Origin of the sequence: Kribbella antiqua (genome assembly GCF_004345665.1) — a bacterium.
Classification (GTDB): Bacteria; Actinomycetota; Actinomycetes; order Propionibacteriales; family Kribbellaceae; genus Kribbella; species Kribbella antiqua.
This window is the reverse complement of the sequence record NZ_SLWR01000001.1, coordinates 229,153-242,764: the sequence shown is the minus strand read 5'-3', so window position 1 is coordinate 242,764 and position 13,612 is coordinate 229,153. Positions and strand designations below refer to the sequence as shown.

Below are 13,612 nucleotides of genomic sequence, written 5' to 3'. Positions count from 1 at the left end.
CGATCCAGCGCGGTCGAAGCAGGTTCCAGCCACGAGGGCAGAACCGGCGTGGGTGCGGGTTGCTCCGGCGGCACCTTCGGGGGCCACGGCGGTGGTATTTCAGGTCGCCCCGGCGGCCAACTGGCGGTTGGATTCCTCAGGGACATGGCTTTCTCCGTACTGTTCAATCGCCGACGCCACCAGCCTGCGCCGCGGACCTCCGCTGCGGAAGACCGTCTGCTGACGGCAGACTGCGGAGCGACGTGAAACTGGCTCTAGCAGGCGCATCCGCTGTCGGGGGAGCAACAGTCGGATGCGTTGGTGGGGGAGCAGCAGCCTTCGCCGCGCCAGGCCTGGACGCCCTCGCGGACCGCGACGGCGGCGATGATCAGGCCGGCCACGGGGTCCGCCCAGCCCCAGCCGAGGGTGGCGTTCAGGACGAGACCGAGGAGCAGTACGGCGGACAGATAGGTGCAGAGCAGCGTCTGGGTCGAGTCGGCCACAACCGCGTTGGACCCAAGGGCTTTGCCGGTACGACGTTGGGCCCAGGACAGGAACGGCATCACGATCAGGGAGGCGATCGCGAGACCGATCCCGACCGGTGAGGTGTCGGGGTCGGAACCGGTGACGAAGGCCCGGATTGACTCGAAGGTGACGTAGGCGGCGAGACCGAAGAAGGAGAACGCCAGCAGTCGCAAAGCCTGTCGCTCGCGCGTCTCGGGGAGGCGGTGACGGAACTGCCACAAGATGATCAGCCCGCTGGAGACCTCGACGACCGAGTCGAGGCCGAAGCCGACCAGGGCAACCGATCCAGCGACCAGGCCGGCGCTGATGGCGATCAGGGCTTCGACGACGTTGTACGCGACCGATGCGCCGGCCAGCAGCTGTGCCCGCCGGCTCAGCCGCCGCCGATGCTCAGGGTCGGCCGTCCAGCGAGTTGGAAGCAGCTGCAACTCCTGTGGATTGCTCATGCCTCCGTCGCCTTTACGCCGTAGTTCGGGCACAGCGCGACCGCGTCACCGGTCAAACCGAGCAGCCGCTCCGCCGCGGCCAGCAGCTCGAGCGTCGCCTCCGGATGCGTGAGGCTGAACAGCGACGCGCGCCCCTGCGGCCGGGACTCCACCAGCCCGCAGTCACGCAAGCACGCCAGATGCTTGGACACCGTCGACTGCGCAAGCCCCAGATGCTCCGTCAGCTCGACCACCCGGTGCTCGCCCAGCGCCAGGTGCCTGACGATCGCCAACCGCGACGAATCACTGAATCCATGAAACAGACACGCCGCCACCGCCAACGCCGCCGCCTCGTCCAGCACCTGCTCATCCATCGCCATTCAGCGATGTTATCGACAAACGGCGTACACGGCAACGGGTGGTCGACGTTTGCCTCCAGCAACCTTCCCAGCGGCGCTGTAACGCTCGGAGCCGGTGGACGGATACAACGAGTGCGATCCGCAGCCAGGGGGAGGAGCCTCATGTTCCGGAGGAAGCACCTACATGCCCCGCCCGTCGCCGTCCGGCCCGGGACTCTGGATGTTGCCGATGACAACGATGATCCGATGCTGCCGGTGCTCACCCAAGCCGAGATCCTCGCGGCGGTGAACCTCCTGGAGCACTACATCCAGCTGTCACCGGGCGATCACCCGACCGACCTGGCCGGCACCCTGATCGTCCGCCTCCTGGACCGGCTCCACCGCCTCGACAACCTGGACTCCCCGGAACCGGCGCATTGACCGGCGCTCGGCGTACGCCGAGACTCGGGGTGGGGGTGGTCTGCGATGGAGACAGCTCGGCAGGTGCATCGGTTGGTGACCGGGTATCAGGTGTCGCAGGCGGTGCATGTCGCGGCGAGGCTGGGGTTGAGCGATCTGCTGGCCGATGGGCCGAAGAGCGTCGCAGAGCTGGCCGAGGCGACCGGTGCGGACGCGCGGTCGCTGGCTCGGCTGATGCGGGGACTGGTCACCGTCGGGCTGTATGTGAGCGTCGGCGACGAGAGGTTCGCGAACAGCGAGACCGGTGAGGCGTTCCGCAGCGATGCGCCGCGGTCGGCAGCCGATTGGGTGCGGTTCGTCGGCCGGCCGTTCCATTGGCAGGTGTTCGGTGCGCTCGAGCACAGCGTCCGTACGGGTGAGGCCGCGTTCGCGGATGTCCACGGGCTGTCCGTGTGGGACTACCTCGCCAAGCATCCCGACGAGCAGGAGGTGTTCGACCGCGCGATGACGGCGTTGTCCCGGACGGTGTCGGACGCGGTCGTCGAGGCGTACGACTTCAGCCAGTTCGGCACGGTCGTCGACGTTGGCGGCGGTCGCGGGATGCTGCTGTCCGCGATTCTGGCGCGCTGCCCGTCAGCCGAGGGTGTCCTCTTCGACCGGCCCGAGGTGGTCGCGGCTGCCGAAGAGTTGCTCGCGGGCGTCGCGGAGCGCAGCCGGGTGGTCGGAGGCAGCTTCTTCGATTCGGTACCACCGGATGGCGACGTCTACGTGCTCAAGTCCGTGATCCACGACTGGCCGGACGCCGAGTCGATCGACATCCTGAACACCTGCCGGCGCGCGATGCCGCCGTACGGGCGCCTGCTCTTGGTGGAACAACTACTCGATCAGGCCCCGGATCCCGTCCGTACGGCGTTCTCCGACCTCACGATGCTCGTCATGGCGGGCGGCCAGGAGCGCACCACAGACGAGTACGGCGCCCTCCTCGCCGCGGCCGGATTCCACCTCACCCGCACAATCCCGACCACCACCGACTTCTTCCTCATCGAAGCGACGCCGACCAACTAGGGTGGGCTGAGTACGCCGCCGTGGACGGGAGGTTTGGGTGGGGAAGCGGTGGTGGTGGGTCGCTGTCGGGATCGTCGCCGTCGGGGCGTGGGCCGCGTCGCGCGATGGGGATACGCCGAAGGCGGTCGATGCGCCATCCCAGGCTCCCAAGGCTTCGGTGACTCCGCAGCGAACTGCCAGTACGACGCCGCCCGCGAAGAAGGACTGGTGGGTGGATTACGACCCGGCACAGTTCGCCCCGCAGGTACGCGCGTCCGCCCGCCGGGCCGGGATCAGTCCGACGCTGCTGATGGCGATTCTCTACAACGAGTCGTACAAGCCGCACGACCCGGACTTGGAGCGGTCCTGGGCACAGATCGACAGTGATCCGGCGTTCGGCATCGCGAACATGCACCGGGCCGCGTTCGACGACGTCAAGCGTGGCCGGAAGTTCGCCGTACGGAAGTGGGAGGAACTGCCGGATCACCCGGAGTTGGCGATCGAAGCGGCAGCCTGGCATCTGCATGATCTGGCCAGGCAGCTGCCGGCCAAGCGGAGCAGCCGGTACAGCAAGGACGAATTGCTTGCCCTCGGCTACAACACGGGCGCCGGCAACATGCGCAAGTTCGCGCGGGGCGTGAAAGCGGGCTCCCAGGCCCAGTCCTACCTCGCCCGCCTGCACGACAACTGGGAGAAATCCGCGCAGGCCGTCAACTAGCGTCGCTGCGGACCGCGGAAGGTGACGACGCCCAGCCCGGCGACGATCGGGCCGACCATGGCCCAGAAGCTGCTGCCCGTCATCGAACTGCCCTTGAGGTAGCCGAGCCCCTGCAGAGTCCAGATCCCACCCGTGGCAGTGAGCAGCGCGCCGAGCGCGATCAGGACAGCCTTCTTCACAGCGCCGAGCCTAGCCGAATCGGCTTCAGCGATGGTGGCTGACGAGTTCGTGTGCTGCGGTGGAATCTTGGGCGAGTGGTTCGGCGTGGATGGTCGCGGAAGTGAGCCGCTGTACGCCGTGGAGCAGGTCGTGCTCCACCTGATGGCAGATGAGGTGGGCGTCGACGAGTGACGTCGCGGAGTCGACGGTGATGCGGGCCTCCGCGCGCAGGGTGTGGCCGAGCCAGCGCAGCTGAACGCCTGCTACGTCGACGACACCAGGGGTTGAGCGGATGACCTGTTCGGTCTGGTCGACCAGCTCCGGGTCGACCGCGTCCATCAGCCGTCGGTAGACCTCGCGGGCGGCGTCGCGGAGGACGAACAGGATGGCGGTCGTGATGAGCAGGCCGATGATCGGGTCGGCCAGCGGGAAGCCGAACCAGGCACCGACCGCGCTGAAAACCACGGCCAGACTGGTGAAGCCGTCGGTCCTCGCGTGCAGCCCGTCAGCGACCAGCGCGGCCGAACCGATCCGGCGGCCGGTGCGGATGCGGTACTGCGCGACGATCTCGTTGCCGAGGAATCCGATCACCCCCGCGGCGGCGAGCACGGCGAGGTTGCGGACGTCGCCCGGGTGGATGAAGCGCATCACGGTCTGGTAGCCCGCGTACGCCGACGATGCGGCGATCAGCACCACGACGACGATGCCGGCCAGGTCCTCGGCCCGGCCGAAGCCATAGGTGTAGCTGCGGGTCGCGAGCCGGCGGCCGACGACGAACGCGATCGCCAACGGGATCGCGGTGAGCGCGTCGGCATAGTTGTGCAGCGTGTCGCCGAGGAGCGCGACGGAGTTGGTAAGGAACACGACCACGGTCTGGATGAGCGCGGTCAGGATCAGGCCGGCGAAGCTGATCTTCAGACAGCGCATCCCGTCCTTGCTCGCCTCGAGCGCCGAATCGACCTTGTCCGCACTGTCGTGCGAGTGCGGCACGAAGATCTCCTTGACCTTCCCCAGCAACCCATCGTGGTGCTCGTGCCCATGACCGTGCCCATGGCCATGTAAATATGCGCGCATGCGCACATATTAATGTGACCCTTCCCGCCGGGCAACCGTTTCGTCAGTTGTGGGGTGGGGCTCCGGTGAGGGTGTGGTCGGCGTGGAAGAGGCCTTCGGCGATCACGCGGCGGAGGTGTACGCCACGGATCGAGTACAGTGCGCGGCGGCCGTCCTTGCGTACGTCGACCGCGCCGGCCAGCCGGAGTTTGGCCAGGTGCTGGGACGTCGCGGGCTGCGTTGTGCCGGCGATCTCGGCCAAGGTGCCGACGTCGAGCTCATCCCCGTCAGCCAGTGCCCAGAGCAGGCGCACGCGGGTCTGGTCCGCGAGCAGGCGGAAGGTGTCCACGGCCACCCGCACCTGGTCGGCGGTCGGCTCCTCAGCGCGGTTCTCAGATCTCATCCGTGCATCCATGCATAGCTGAGCATATACACGGCGAAATCTTGTGACCGCCGCCACACCTGTCAACCGGGAGACCGGAGTGCGCGTCATACGCTCGGGACACCTAGGTGGTCGGCAGGAAAGGGAGAGATGTCGCGCAGCAGACGTGCAGCCGGCCGGCGTACGGCGGGCAGCCGCGCGAGAAGGCGTGGTCACCGGACCCGGACGACCGCCGAGGCGATCGGTCTCACCTTTCTGAGTGCGCTGCTGCCCGGATCCGGGCTGGTGATGGGCGGCCGGAAGAAGCTCGGCGCCTTGGTGCTGACGATCAGTGCCGGGCTGGTTGCGGTCGGCGCCTACTTCGGGCTTGCACAGCGTGATGAGGTGCTTGCGGTGGCGGTGTCGCCGCGGCGGTTGCTGGTGGCAACGGCAGTTGTCGTGTTGCTCGGGCTGTGCTGGATCTGGGTCGTGGTGGCTTCGCACAAGCTCATCCGCCCGGTGACGATGTCGTACGGCGGACGGTTAGGTGCGTCGTTGTTCGTGGGGCTGCTGTGTTTCGGGATCGCCGTACCGACGACAGTGGCGGCGCAGACGGTGATGGCGCAGCGGGATCTGGTCGGGAGTGTGTTCGCTTCCGAGGGTGACTCGAAGAGCGCGACCCGGCCGGCGGTGAACAAGAACGATCCGTGGGCGAAGATCCCGCGGCTGAACATCCTGCTGCTCGGCGCCGATGACGGCGTCGGCCGGGAGGGAACGCGGACCGACACGGTCATGGTCGCGAGTATCGACACCTTGACGGGCGACACGAAGCTGATCTCGCTGAGCCGGAACTGGATGCGGATGCCATTCCCCAAGGATTCGCCACTGTACAAGCTGTATCCGGACGGCTACTGGGACCCGTCGAAGGTCAATGTCGAGGAGCCGGAGTACTACCTGGACGCGATGTACGACAACATCCCGAAGGCGCATCCGGGGATCCTCGGCCAGACCGACAACGAAGGTGCGGACGTACTGAAGCTGGCGGCAAGTGCGGCGCTCGGGCTGGACATCGACTACTACATGCAGGTCAACCTGGCCGGTTTCGAGCAGATCGTCAACGCGCTCGGCGGGATCACCGTGAACATCAACTACAGGGTGCCGATCGGCGGCGACTATGGAGTCGGTGCGGGGACCAACGGACCGACGCTGCCGTCGAGCTACCTGCAGCCGGGGCCGAACCAGAAGCTGAACGGGCATGACGCCTTGTGGTTCGCCCGCGGACGCTACGGCCTGACCGACCAGTCCCGGCAGGAGCGGCAGCGCTGCACGATCCACGCGCTGGTGAACAGTGCGAACCCCGCGACGCTGGTGACGAAGTACAAGCAAATCGCCGCGGCCGGCAAGCAATTGCTTCGCACCGACATCCCACAGGAGCTGCTGCCGGCCTTGATCACGCTCGGCCTCAAGGTGCAGAAGGCGAACGTCTCCAACGTCGACCTGGACAAGGACAAGAACTTCCCGAACGGCCGCAACCCGGACTACGCGGCGATGCGCGAACTCGTCCAGCAGGCGATCAACCCGCCGAAGACGACGACCCCCACGGCCAAGAAGCCGGCCGGCACCGCCACGAAGAAGACCCCCGCCACCACCCAGAACCTCGACAACGCCTGCGCCTATCACCCCACCGCGAAGTCCTGAGCGTCAGCGGTGTCCGGACTGGGTACCGGACGTGCACCGCGACGAAGGAGACTTTTATGAACGACGCGGCACACACGCTGGTGCGGATGACGGATACCGATCTGACGCCGGCCGACCCGGACGATGACGTCCGGGGGCGGAAGGTCGTGGATCGCAACGGTGACGAGGTCGGTGACGTCGAGGGGCTGATCATCGACCAGGAGGAGCGCCGGGTGCGGTTCCTCGAGGTCGGCTCGGGTGGGTTCCTCGGGCTCGGCGAGAAGAAGCAACTGGTTCCGGTCGACGCGATCATCAAGGTCGACGACGACGTCGTACAGATCTCGCAGGAGCGTACGCACGTCGCCGGCGGGCCGGTATACGACCCCGAGATGGTGGTGGAGAAGCGCTACTACGAGGACCTTTACGGGTACTACGACTATCCGCCGTTCTGGGGCCCCGGCTACACCTACCCCGGGCCGTTCCGGCGCTGAGCGACCCGCCCGAACAGCTTGCTTCCGGCAACCCCGGCGTCGCCGTACTGTGAAAGGGACGCCGGGGTACCGGTGCGGTGGGCAACCATCACGACGAAGGGGCCGAGCCGATGACGAGTCAGAGCAATGGACGGGACTGGACCGAGGACGACGTGCGGGAACTGCGCGAGCTTGCCGCCGGCCACACGCCCACGGGCGTGATCATCGTGAAGCTCGGACGCAGCGAAGCCGCGATCCGCGCCAAGGCCGAATCCGAAGGCATCCCACTGGCCCCCGCGAACCGCGCACAGAGCTGACCAGAGGTCACTGCGGCAGGCGGCGGGTGTCGATCAACTCCTGGGCGACGTCCCGGAGTTTGCGGTTGTTCTGCTGTGAGTAGCGCCTCAGCACCTCGAAGGCCCGGTCGCCGTCGAGGTCGTAGCGCTCCATCAGGATGCCCATCGCCTGCCCGACCAGCTTGCGGGCGTCGATCGCCTGCGCGAGGGACGCCTGCTGGCGGGCGTTCGCGATGGCGACCGACGCGTGCCGGGCCAGGATGTGCGCCACCGCGAGCTCGTCGGTGCCGAACGCATCCGGGACGTCGCTGTAGAGGCTGAGAATCGCCACCGTCCGGCCACCGACCTGCAACGGCAGGTGAGCCGCGCTCCGGATGCCCGCGGCGCGCACCCGATCGGCCCACGCCGTCGACCACGTCGTCTGGGTGTCGACATCGTCGAGTACGACGACGCTGTCCTGCCGGATCGCGGTGATCAGGGGCCCGTCGTCGGCGTCGATCTGCAGCCGGTACAGCGCGGCGACTCGAGGGTCGGTCTGTGCGAGCACCTGTGGGCGCCGGTCGCGGCCGATCAGCAACACACCGGCGTAGTTGCACTGAAGCGCATGGACGGCGAACTGAACGACCGCCTCGACCGTCTCTTCCACACCGTGGACGGCATGCAGGTCCATCGCCAGCCGGCCGAAGACGGCCGCGCCCGCGTGATCAGCCGCCGGATGGCTGTCCACCGCGGCGGCCACTGCATCCGATTCCTCAGGATCCGATTCCTCAGGCTGAGCCACACCGCCATCATCCACCCCGTGGTCAGCGCCGCGTAAGTTTCAAACAGTTGATTCAAAATCCGAAAAGAAGCACCTGTCAGCGGCGGTCGACAAGTCAGCGGCGGTCGACAAGGTGGTGCGGTGCGACGCGAGGGCCCATTCTGGCCGCATGACGAAACTGGGGGAGACGCCCGAGCGGGTGGGCTACCTGGACTGGCTGCGGGTGCTGGCCGTGTTCGGGGTGTTCGTGTTCCACACCCTGCGGCCGTTCGACGACGGCGACTGGCACGTGAAGAACGCCGAACGCAGCGAGGGCATCTCGATCGGCATTGCCTTCCTCGGCCTCTGGGGGCTGGCGTTCTTTTTCATGCTGTCCGGCGCCGGCGCGTGGCTGGCACTTCGCTGGCGTACGGCGGTGGGCTTCCTCCGAGAGCGGATGCTGCGCTTGCTGCTGCCGCTTGTCGTCGCGTACGTGCTGTTGTCGCCACCGCAGTACTTCATCGAGGAACACCACCAGGGCCGTTCGACGAACTCGTTCTTCGGTGACGTGAAGACCTTCTTCAGCGACTTGGCCGGCGACGCCCCACTGTGGCTGCGCGACACCTACCACCTGTGGTTCCTGGTGTACCTGTTGCAGTTCGCCCTGCTCGGCCTACCGGTCTTCCTCTGGCTGCGCGGCCCGCACGGCCGAAGGCTGGTCGACTGGCTCGCGGATCGCTGGCAGACCTGCGGCATGATCCTGCTGCTCGCAGTCCCGCTCGTGCCCGTGCACCTGATCTTCCAAGGCGCGCCCGGCCCCGACCACGGCTGGGGCGAGTTCGTCTTCTTCTTCGACTTCTTCGCCGTCGGGTTCCTGGTGATGTCGGACGACCGGCTGCTCGCAGCGGTACGACGAAACGCCGTACCGGGGCTGATCGCCGGTCTGGGGTTCTTCCTCGTCGGCCTGGTGACCGGAATCATGGACTTCCTCGAAGACTTCTGGGACGACCCGCGCTACTCCTGGCCATACATCTGGTACTTCACGCTGATCACCTTCGCGGTGTGGGGTTTCCTCGTCGCCGCGCTGGCTTTCGGCATGCGCGCTCCCGCGCTCCAGCGGCCGCTGCCCCGACCGCTCGCCCAAGCGGCGATGCCGTTCTTCATCGTCCACCAGCCGATCATCCTCGTGATCGCGTACTTCGTCGTCCAGTGGAACGCGAGCATCCTGGCGAAGTACGTCGTACTGATGCCGGCTGCCTTCGTCACTTCCGCGGCGCTGGCCTGGCTGCTGTCCGCCACGCCGGGAGTGTCGGCGCTGTTCGGCGTCAAGGCTCGAAGCGGTAGCCCATCCCGGGTTCGGTGAGGAGGTGCCGGGGGCGGGACGGATCAGGCTCGAGCTTGCGCCGCAGTTGCGCGATGTAGACGCGCAGGTAGTTCGTCTCGGTCTCGTACGCCGGTCCCCAGACCTCCTGCAGCAGGTGTCGCTGACTGACGAGTTTGTTGGGGTTGCGGACCAGGATCTCCAGCAGGTGCCACTCGGTCGGGGTCAGCCGGACCTCGCCTTCGTCAGTGGTCAGCCGCTTCGTCGCCAGGTCGATGGTGAACGCCTCGGTGCGGATGACTGGATCAGTGTCAGACGGAGCGGACCGGCGAAGGGCGGAGCGGATACGAGCCAGCAGTTCATCCATCCCGAACGGCTTCGTGACGTAGTCGTCGGCGCCGGCGTCGAGCGCGGTGACCTTCTCCGCCTGCGCACCGCGTGCGGAGAGCACGAGGATCGGCACCGACGACCAGCCGCGCAGAGCATGGACGACCTCGACGCCGTCCATGTCGGGCAACCCGAGGTCGAGGATCACCAGGTCGGGAGGGAACCGCGCGGCGACGGTCAGCGCGGTCGCGCCGTCGGGCGCGAGGTCGACGTCGTACTGCCGGGCACGCAGGTTGATCCGGAGCGCTCGCGCCAGCTGAGTGTCGTCATCGACGACCAGAACCCGGGTCATGACGCGACCGGAAGGGACAAGGTCATGGTGAGTCCTCCGCCCGGTGTCTGCGACGGAGTGATGGTGCCGCCCATCGCCTCGGTGAAGCCGCGGGCCAGCGCGAGCCCGAGGCCGACGCCGCCCTTCGAACGGTCGTCAAGGCGCTGGAACGGCGCGAACATCCGCTCCCAGTTCTCAGCCGCGACCCCCGGACCGGAGTCGGCGATACGCAACTGCACCAATCCAGGCGGATCGAACGATCCGCTCACCTGAACAGTGGGTGCGTGGCGGCGTGCGTTGTCGACCAGATTCGCGATGACCCGCTCCAGCAGCCCGGCATCGATCAGCGCCAGCGGCAGATCATCGGGTACGTCGACGTGCACCCGATCGGCATGGATATGGATCAGGGCCTGGGCGACCACCTCGTCGAGGGCCGTCGGGACGAGGTGGACCGACAACGCGCCCGCCTGCAGCCGGCTCATCGCGAGCAGGTTGGAGATCAGGTCGTCGAGCCGGTCCGCGGACTCCTCGATGGTCTCGTACAGCTCGGCCTGTTCGGCCTCCGTCCAGGACACGTCTTGTTGCCGCAACGTGGAGACGGCGGCCTTGATCCCGGCCAGCGGGGTGCGAAGGTCGTGGCCGACCGCGGCCAGCAGCGCCGTACGCAGGCGGTCCACCTCGGCGAGGCCGCGTGCCTCACCGGCAAGCTGCTGGGTATCCCAGGCCCGGCCTGCCGCGGTGGCGAGCCGGTTCAGCAGTCCGCGATCCTCGGCGAACAGTTCGGGGCCTTCGGCAACCAGTCGGAGGCCTGGCCCGGCCGAGGCGGTGATGGTCGGATGCCCCTGCGGTGGTGGCCCGACGAACGCGCCGATTTCGTCGTGCTCATCGCGTCGTACCAGCAGGGCCACCGAGGTCATCCCGAAGGTATCGCGCACTTGCTCGAGGACGCCTTCGAGCGACTTCTCGGTCACCGGCCGTCCCGCGAGGTCGGCGAGCATCTGCGCTTCGATCCGACTCCGTACGGCGGCCACGCGCCGGCGGGCGGCCAGGTCGACGGTGACGCTGACGGTCAGCGCAACGATCACGAACACGACCAGCGCGACCACGCTGTCGCGCTGCTCCACGAAGAGGGTGTGGAACGGCGGGGTGAAGAAGTAGTTCGCGAGCAGCACCGACAGAACCGCCGCCACCACGGCGGGCAGGATGCCACCGACGACGGCGACCAGGACGACCGCGAGCAGATAGAGCAGCAGGACGCTCTCGAGTGAGATCTGCGAGCGGAGGCCGACAAGGATGGCGGTGACGATAGGTAAGCCCGCGATCCCGGCGATGAAACCGGCTGACCGCCGTACGGGGGAGAGACCGGTCGCCGGGCGAGGCAGAGCTCTCGCTGGACTCTCGCTCTGTTCCACATTGCTCAGCGTGACACAACAGGCGTGCGCTGCTCGTCAGCCCTGTCCAAGCTTGCTTCCACCGGCACTGCGTTCACCTCAACGGTCCGGGGTCCGGCGGAGCCCATCTGCCACGGCACGTTGGTGACCATCACGCCGGGCTGGAACAGCAACCGTGCCTTCAGCCGCAGCGCGCTCTGGTTGTGCAGTAGTTGCTCCCACCAATGACCCACGACGTACTCGGGAATGAAGACGCACACTACGTCGCGGGGGCTCTTGGTCCCGATGTCCTTGACGTAGGCAAGCACCGGGCCAGTGATATCGCGGTACGGCGAGTTGAGGATCTTGAGCGGCACCGGGATGCCACGCAGGTCCCACTCGCGGACCAGCGCATCGGTCTCTTCCGGGTTCTGCCGCACGGTCACCGCGGTGAGCGTCGTCGGGCGGGTCGCCCGGGCGAACGCGAGTGCTCGCAGCGTTGGTTCATGCAGCTTCGACACCAGTACGACGCCGTGGATCCGGGCCGGCAAGGTCACCCCGCTGGCCGACGGCGTGGTCTCGAGAGCGATCCGGCTGTAGTGGCGGTGGATCCCGCGCATCAGCAGATACAGCAGCGGCATCGCGATCACTACGATGTACGCGCCGTGGGTGAACTTCGTGATCAGTACGACGACCAGCACGAGCGCGGTGAACACCGCGCCGACTCCGTTGATGATCCGGGCGCGATGCATCGATCGCCGCGCGGCCCCACTCGGGCTCCCGTCGAGCCGGGTTGTCCAGTGCCGGACCATGCCCCACTGGCTGAGCGTGAACGAAACGAAGACGCCGATGATGTACAGCTGGATCAATCGCGTCGTACTGGCGTCGAAGGCCCAGATCAGCAGGCCCGCCAGCGCGGCGAGGATGACGATGCCGTTGCTGAACACGAGCCGGTCGCCGCGCCGGTGCAACTGCCGCGGCAGATAGCCGTCCCCACCCAGGATCGACGCGAGGATCGGGAATCCGTTGAACGCGGTGTTCGCCGCCAGCACCAGGATCGCCGCGGTGAACACCTGAACGACGTAGAAGAAGATCGAGTTGCCGCCGAACACGGCCGCGCCCAGCTGCGCGATCACGGTCCGCTGCGAGTACCCCTCGGGTGCACCGATCAGCCGGGCCGCGTTGTCCACGACATGCACGTGGGTGGCCAAGGCGAGCGCGGTGAGTCCGGCGAACATGGTGACGGTCAGGCCGCCCATGATGCTCAGCGTGTTCGCCGCGTTCGCGCTCTTGGGCTTCTTGAAATGCGGTACGCCGTTGCTCACCGCCTCGACGCCGGTCAACGCCGTACATCCAGAGGCAAAGGCGCGAAGGACGAGGGCGACCAGCAGCAGCCCGGAGGCGTGGTGATCCGGCTGGATCCCGTACGACGCGGATTCGGCGGTAGGCGTGTCACCACCGGCCATCCGGGCCAGGCCGACCGCGATCATGATGAACACGCTGATCACGAAGCCGTACGTCGGGATCGCGAAGATGGTGCCCGACTCGCGGACGCCGCGCAGGTTCATCAGCGCCAGTACGACGACCAGCCCGACCGAGACGGAGACGGCGTGCGGCACCAGCGCCGGGAAGGCCGCGACGATGTTCGCGACACCCGCGGCGACCGACACCGCGACGGTCAGCACGTAGTCGACGAGCAGCGCGCTGGCCGCGACGAGTGACGCATCCCGGCCCAGGTTCGCACCGGCCACGGCGTAGGCGCCGCCGCCGTTCGGATACGCGTGGCAGGTCTGCCGGTACGACGCGACGACGACGAGCAGCAGCAGGATGACGGCCCCGGCGACCCACCAGGTCAGGTGGAACAACGCCATCCCGCCGAGGCTGAGCATCAGCAGGATCTCTTCGGTCGCGTAGGCGTTCGACGACAGCGGGTCACTGCAGAAGACCGGCAACGCGAGCTTCTTGGGCAGAAGGTGGTCGCTGATCAGCTCACTGCGGATCGGGCGACCCACCAGGATGCGCTTGGGCAACTGAAGGATCCGGCTCACGCGACAAGCTC

16 protein-coding genes are annotated in these 13,612 nt (G+C 67.3%); 7 read left to right on the top strand and 9 right to left on the bottom strand.

Features of this window, described 5'->3' with window-relative positions:
• Nucleotides 1-254: 254 nt before the first annotated feature.
• Both EV646_RS01200 and EV646_RS01195 read right to left on the bottom strand, forming a co-directional pair.
• Complete coding sequence (locus tag EV646_RS01200; RefSeq protein ID WP_132143001.1) at nt 255-950, bottom strand: cation diffusion facilitator family transporter; 696 nt, start codon at nt 948-950, stop codon at nt 255-257.
• Nucleotides 947-1,309 (bottom strand): ArsR/SmtB family transcription factor, encoded by a 363-nt coding sequence (locus EV646_RS01195; RefSeq protein ID WP_132142999.1) that lies wholly within the window; start codon nt 1,307-1,309, stop codon nt 947-949. Before EV646_RS01195 ends, EV646_RS01200 begins: the two co-directional genes overlap by 4 nt.
• Before the next feature lie 141 nt (nt 1,310-1,450).
• On the opposite strand from EV646_RS01195, the gene EV646_RS01190 reads away from it, so the two are divergent.
• The 3 genes from EV646_RS01190 to EV646_RS01180 are packed head-to-tail and all read left to right on the top strand — an operon-like array spanning nt 1,451 to nt 3,449.
• Nucleotides 1,451-1,708 (top strand): hypothetical protein, encoded by a 258-nt coding sequence (locus tag EV646_RS01190; protein WP_132142997.1) that lies wholly within the window; start codon nt 1,451-1,453, stop codon nt 1,706-1,708.
• A 45-nt stretch (nt 1,709-1,753) separates the two neighbouring features.
• Complete coding sequence (locus EV646_RS01185; protein WP_132142995.1) at nt 1,754-2,752, top strand: methyltransferase; 999 nt, start codon at nt 1,754-1,756, stop codon at nt 2,750-2,752.
• A gap of 37 nt (nt 2,753-2,789) precedes the next feature.
• Nucleotides 2,790-3,449, top strand: a complete 660-nt coding sequence (locus tag EV646_RS01180) for a transglycosylase SLT domain-containing protein (protein ID WP_132142993.1) — start codon at nt 2,790-2,792, stop codon at nt 3,447-3,449.
• Here the strand turns inward: EV646_RS01180 and EV646_RS01175 are convergent.
• From EV646_RS01175 to EV646_RS01165, 3 genes are read right to left on the bottom strand one after another with little or no spacing between them, the layout of a single operon-like run.
• The gene (locus EV646_RS01175; RefSeq protein ID WP_132142991.1) at nt 3,446-3,628 is read right to left on the bottom strand and encodes a hypothetical protein; all 183 of its coding nucleotides are present in this window, start codon (nt 3,626-3,628) and stop codon (nt 3,446-3,448) included. The two genes, EV646_RS01180 and EV646_RS01175, sit on opposite strands and share 4 nt — an antisense overlap.
• Before the next feature lie 25 nt (nt 3,629-3,653).
• The gene (locus EV646_RS01170) at nt 3,654-4,682 is read right to left on the bottom strand and encodes a cation diffusion facilitator family transporter (RefSeq protein WP_132142989.1); all 1,029 of its coding nucleotides are present in this window, start codon (nt 4,680-4,682) and stop codon (nt 3,654-3,656) included.
• A gap of 43 nt (nt 4,683-4,725) precedes the next feature.
• Nucleotides 4,726-5,064 (bottom strand): ArsR/SmtB family transcription factor, encoded by a 339-nt coding sequence (locus tag EV646_RS01165; RefSeq protein ID WP_199236736.1) that lies wholly within the window; start codon nt 5,062-5,064, stop codon nt 4,726-4,728.
• A 129-nt stretch (nt 5,065-5,193) separates the two neighbouring features.
• Between EV646_RS01165 and EV646_RS01160 the strand changes: the two genes are divergently transcribed.
• The 3 genes from EV646_RS01160 to EV646_RS01150 all read left to right on the top strand — a co-directional run bounded on the left by EV646_RS01160 (nt 5,194) and on the right by EV646_RS01150 (nt 7,486).
• Nucleotides 5,194-6,720, top strand: coding sequence for an LCP family protein (locus EV646_RS01160; protein ID WP_132142985.1), 1,527 nt, complete (start codon nt 5,194-5,196; stop codon nt 6,718-6,720).
• 56 nt (nt 6,721-6,776) lie between these two features.
• A complete protein-coding gene (locus EV646_RS01155) occupies nt 6,777-7,190 on the top strand; it encodes a PRC-barrel domain-containing protein (RefSeq protein WP_132142983.1) in 414 nt (137 codons plus the stop codon).
• A 110-nt stretch (nt 7,191-7,300) separates the two neighbouring features.
• Nucleotides 7,301-7,486, top strand: coding sequence for a hypothetical protein (locus EV646_RS01150; RefSeq protein ID WP_132142981.1), 186 nt, complete (start codon nt 7,301-7,303; stop codon nt 7,484-7,486).
• 7 nt (nt 7,487-7,493) lie between these two features.
• On the opposite strand, the gene EV646_RS01145 is transcribed toward EV646_RS01150, so the two are convergent.
• On the bottom strand, nt 7,494-8,246 hold the full coding sequence (locus EV646_RS01145) for a GAF and ANTAR domain-containing protein (RefSeq protein WP_241995118.1): 753 nt from the start codon (nt 8,244-8,246) through the stop codon (nt 7,494-7,496).
• 148 nt (nt 8,247-8,394) lie between these two features.
• Here EV646_RS01145 and EV646_RS01140 point away from each other — a divergent pair, with 148 nt between their 5' ends.
• Complete coding sequence (locus EV646_RS01140) at nt 8,395-9,567, top strand: acyltransferase family protein (RefSeq protein ID WP_132142979.1); 1,173 nt, start codon at nt 8,395-8,397, stop codon at nt 9,565-9,567.
• On the opposite strand, the gene EV646_RS01135 is transcribed toward EV646_RS01140, so the two are convergent.
• Genes EV646_RS01135 through EV646_RS01125 form a run of 3 tightly spaced genes read right to left on the bottom strand, consistent with a single transcriptional unit; the run spans nt 9,530 to nt 13,601 of the window.
• A complete protein-coding gene (locus tag EV646_RS01135; RefSeq protein WP_132142978.1) occupies nt 9,530-10,204 on the bottom strand; it encodes a response regulator in 675 nt (224 codons plus the stop codon). The two genes, EV646_RS01140 and EV646_RS01135, sit on opposite strands and share 38 nt — an antisense overlap.
• Nucleotides 10,201-11,595 (bottom strand): sensor histidine kinase, encoded by a 1,395-nt coding sequence (locus tag EV646_RS01130; protein WP_158290877.1) that lies wholly within the window; start codon nt 11,593-11,595, stop codon nt 10,201-10,203. The genes EV646_RS01135 and EV646_RS01130 overlap by 4 nt, the downstream gene beginning before the upstream one ends.
• A 5-nt stretch (nt 11,596-11,600) precedes the next feature.
• Nucleotides 11,601-13,601, bottom strand: a complete 2,001-nt coding sequence (locus EV646_RS01125) for an APC family permease (RefSeq protein ID WP_199236735.1) — start codon at nt 13,599-13,601, stop codon at nt 11,601-11,603.
• Nucleotides 13,602-13,612 lie beyond the last annotated feature (11 nt).

What these genes read in the sequence shown, in the direction of transcription:
- EV646_RS01200 (WP_132143001.1), bottom strand. Translation starts at nt 950, where the DNA reads ATGAGCAATCCACAGGAGTTGCAGCTGCTTCCAACTCGCTGGACGGCC.
- EV646_RS01195 (WP_132142999.1), bottom strand. Translation starts at nt 1,309, where the DNA reads ATGGCGATGGATGAGCAGGTGCTGGACGAGGCGGCGGCGTTGGCGGTG.
- EV646_RS01190 (WP_132142997.1), top strand. Translation starts at nt 1,451, where the DNA reads ATGTTCCGGAGGAAGCACCTACATGCCCCGCCCGTCGCCGTCCGGCCC.
- EV646_RS01185 (WP_132142995.1), top strand. Translation starts at nt 1,754, where the DNA reads ATGGAGACAGCTCGGCAGGTGCATCGGTTGGTGACCGGGTATCAGGTG.
- EV646_RS01170 (WP_132142989.1), bottom strand. Translation starts at nt 4,682, where the DNA reads ATGCGCGCATATTTACATGGCCATGGGCACGGTCATGGGCACGAGCAC.
- EV646_RS01165 (WP_199236736.1), bottom strand. Translation starts at nt 5,064, where the DNA reads ATGAGATCTGAGAACCGCGCTGAGGAGCCGACCGCCGACCAGGTGCGG.
- EV646_RS01160 (WP_132142985.1), top strand. Translation starts at nt 5,194, where the DNA reads ATGTCGCGCAGCAGACGTGCAGCCGGCCGGCGTACGGCGGGCAGCCGC.
- EV646_RS01155 (WP_132142983.1), top strand. Translation starts at nt 6,777, where the DNA reads ATGAACGACGCGGCACACACGCTGGTGCGGATGACGGATACCGATCTG.
- EV646_RS01150 (WP_132142981.1), top strand. Translation starts at nt 7,301, where the DNA reads ATGACGAGTCAGAGCAATGGACGGGACTGGACCGAGGACGACGTGCGG.
- EV646_RS01140 (WP_132142979.1), top strand. Translation starts at nt 8,395, where the DNA reads ATGACGAAACTGGGGGAGACGCCCGAGCGGGTGGGCTACCTGGACTGG.
- EV646_RS01135 (WP_132142978.1), bottom strand. Translation starts at nt 10,204, where the DNA reads ATGACCCGGGTTCTGGTCGTCGATGACGACACTCAGCTGGCGCGAGCG.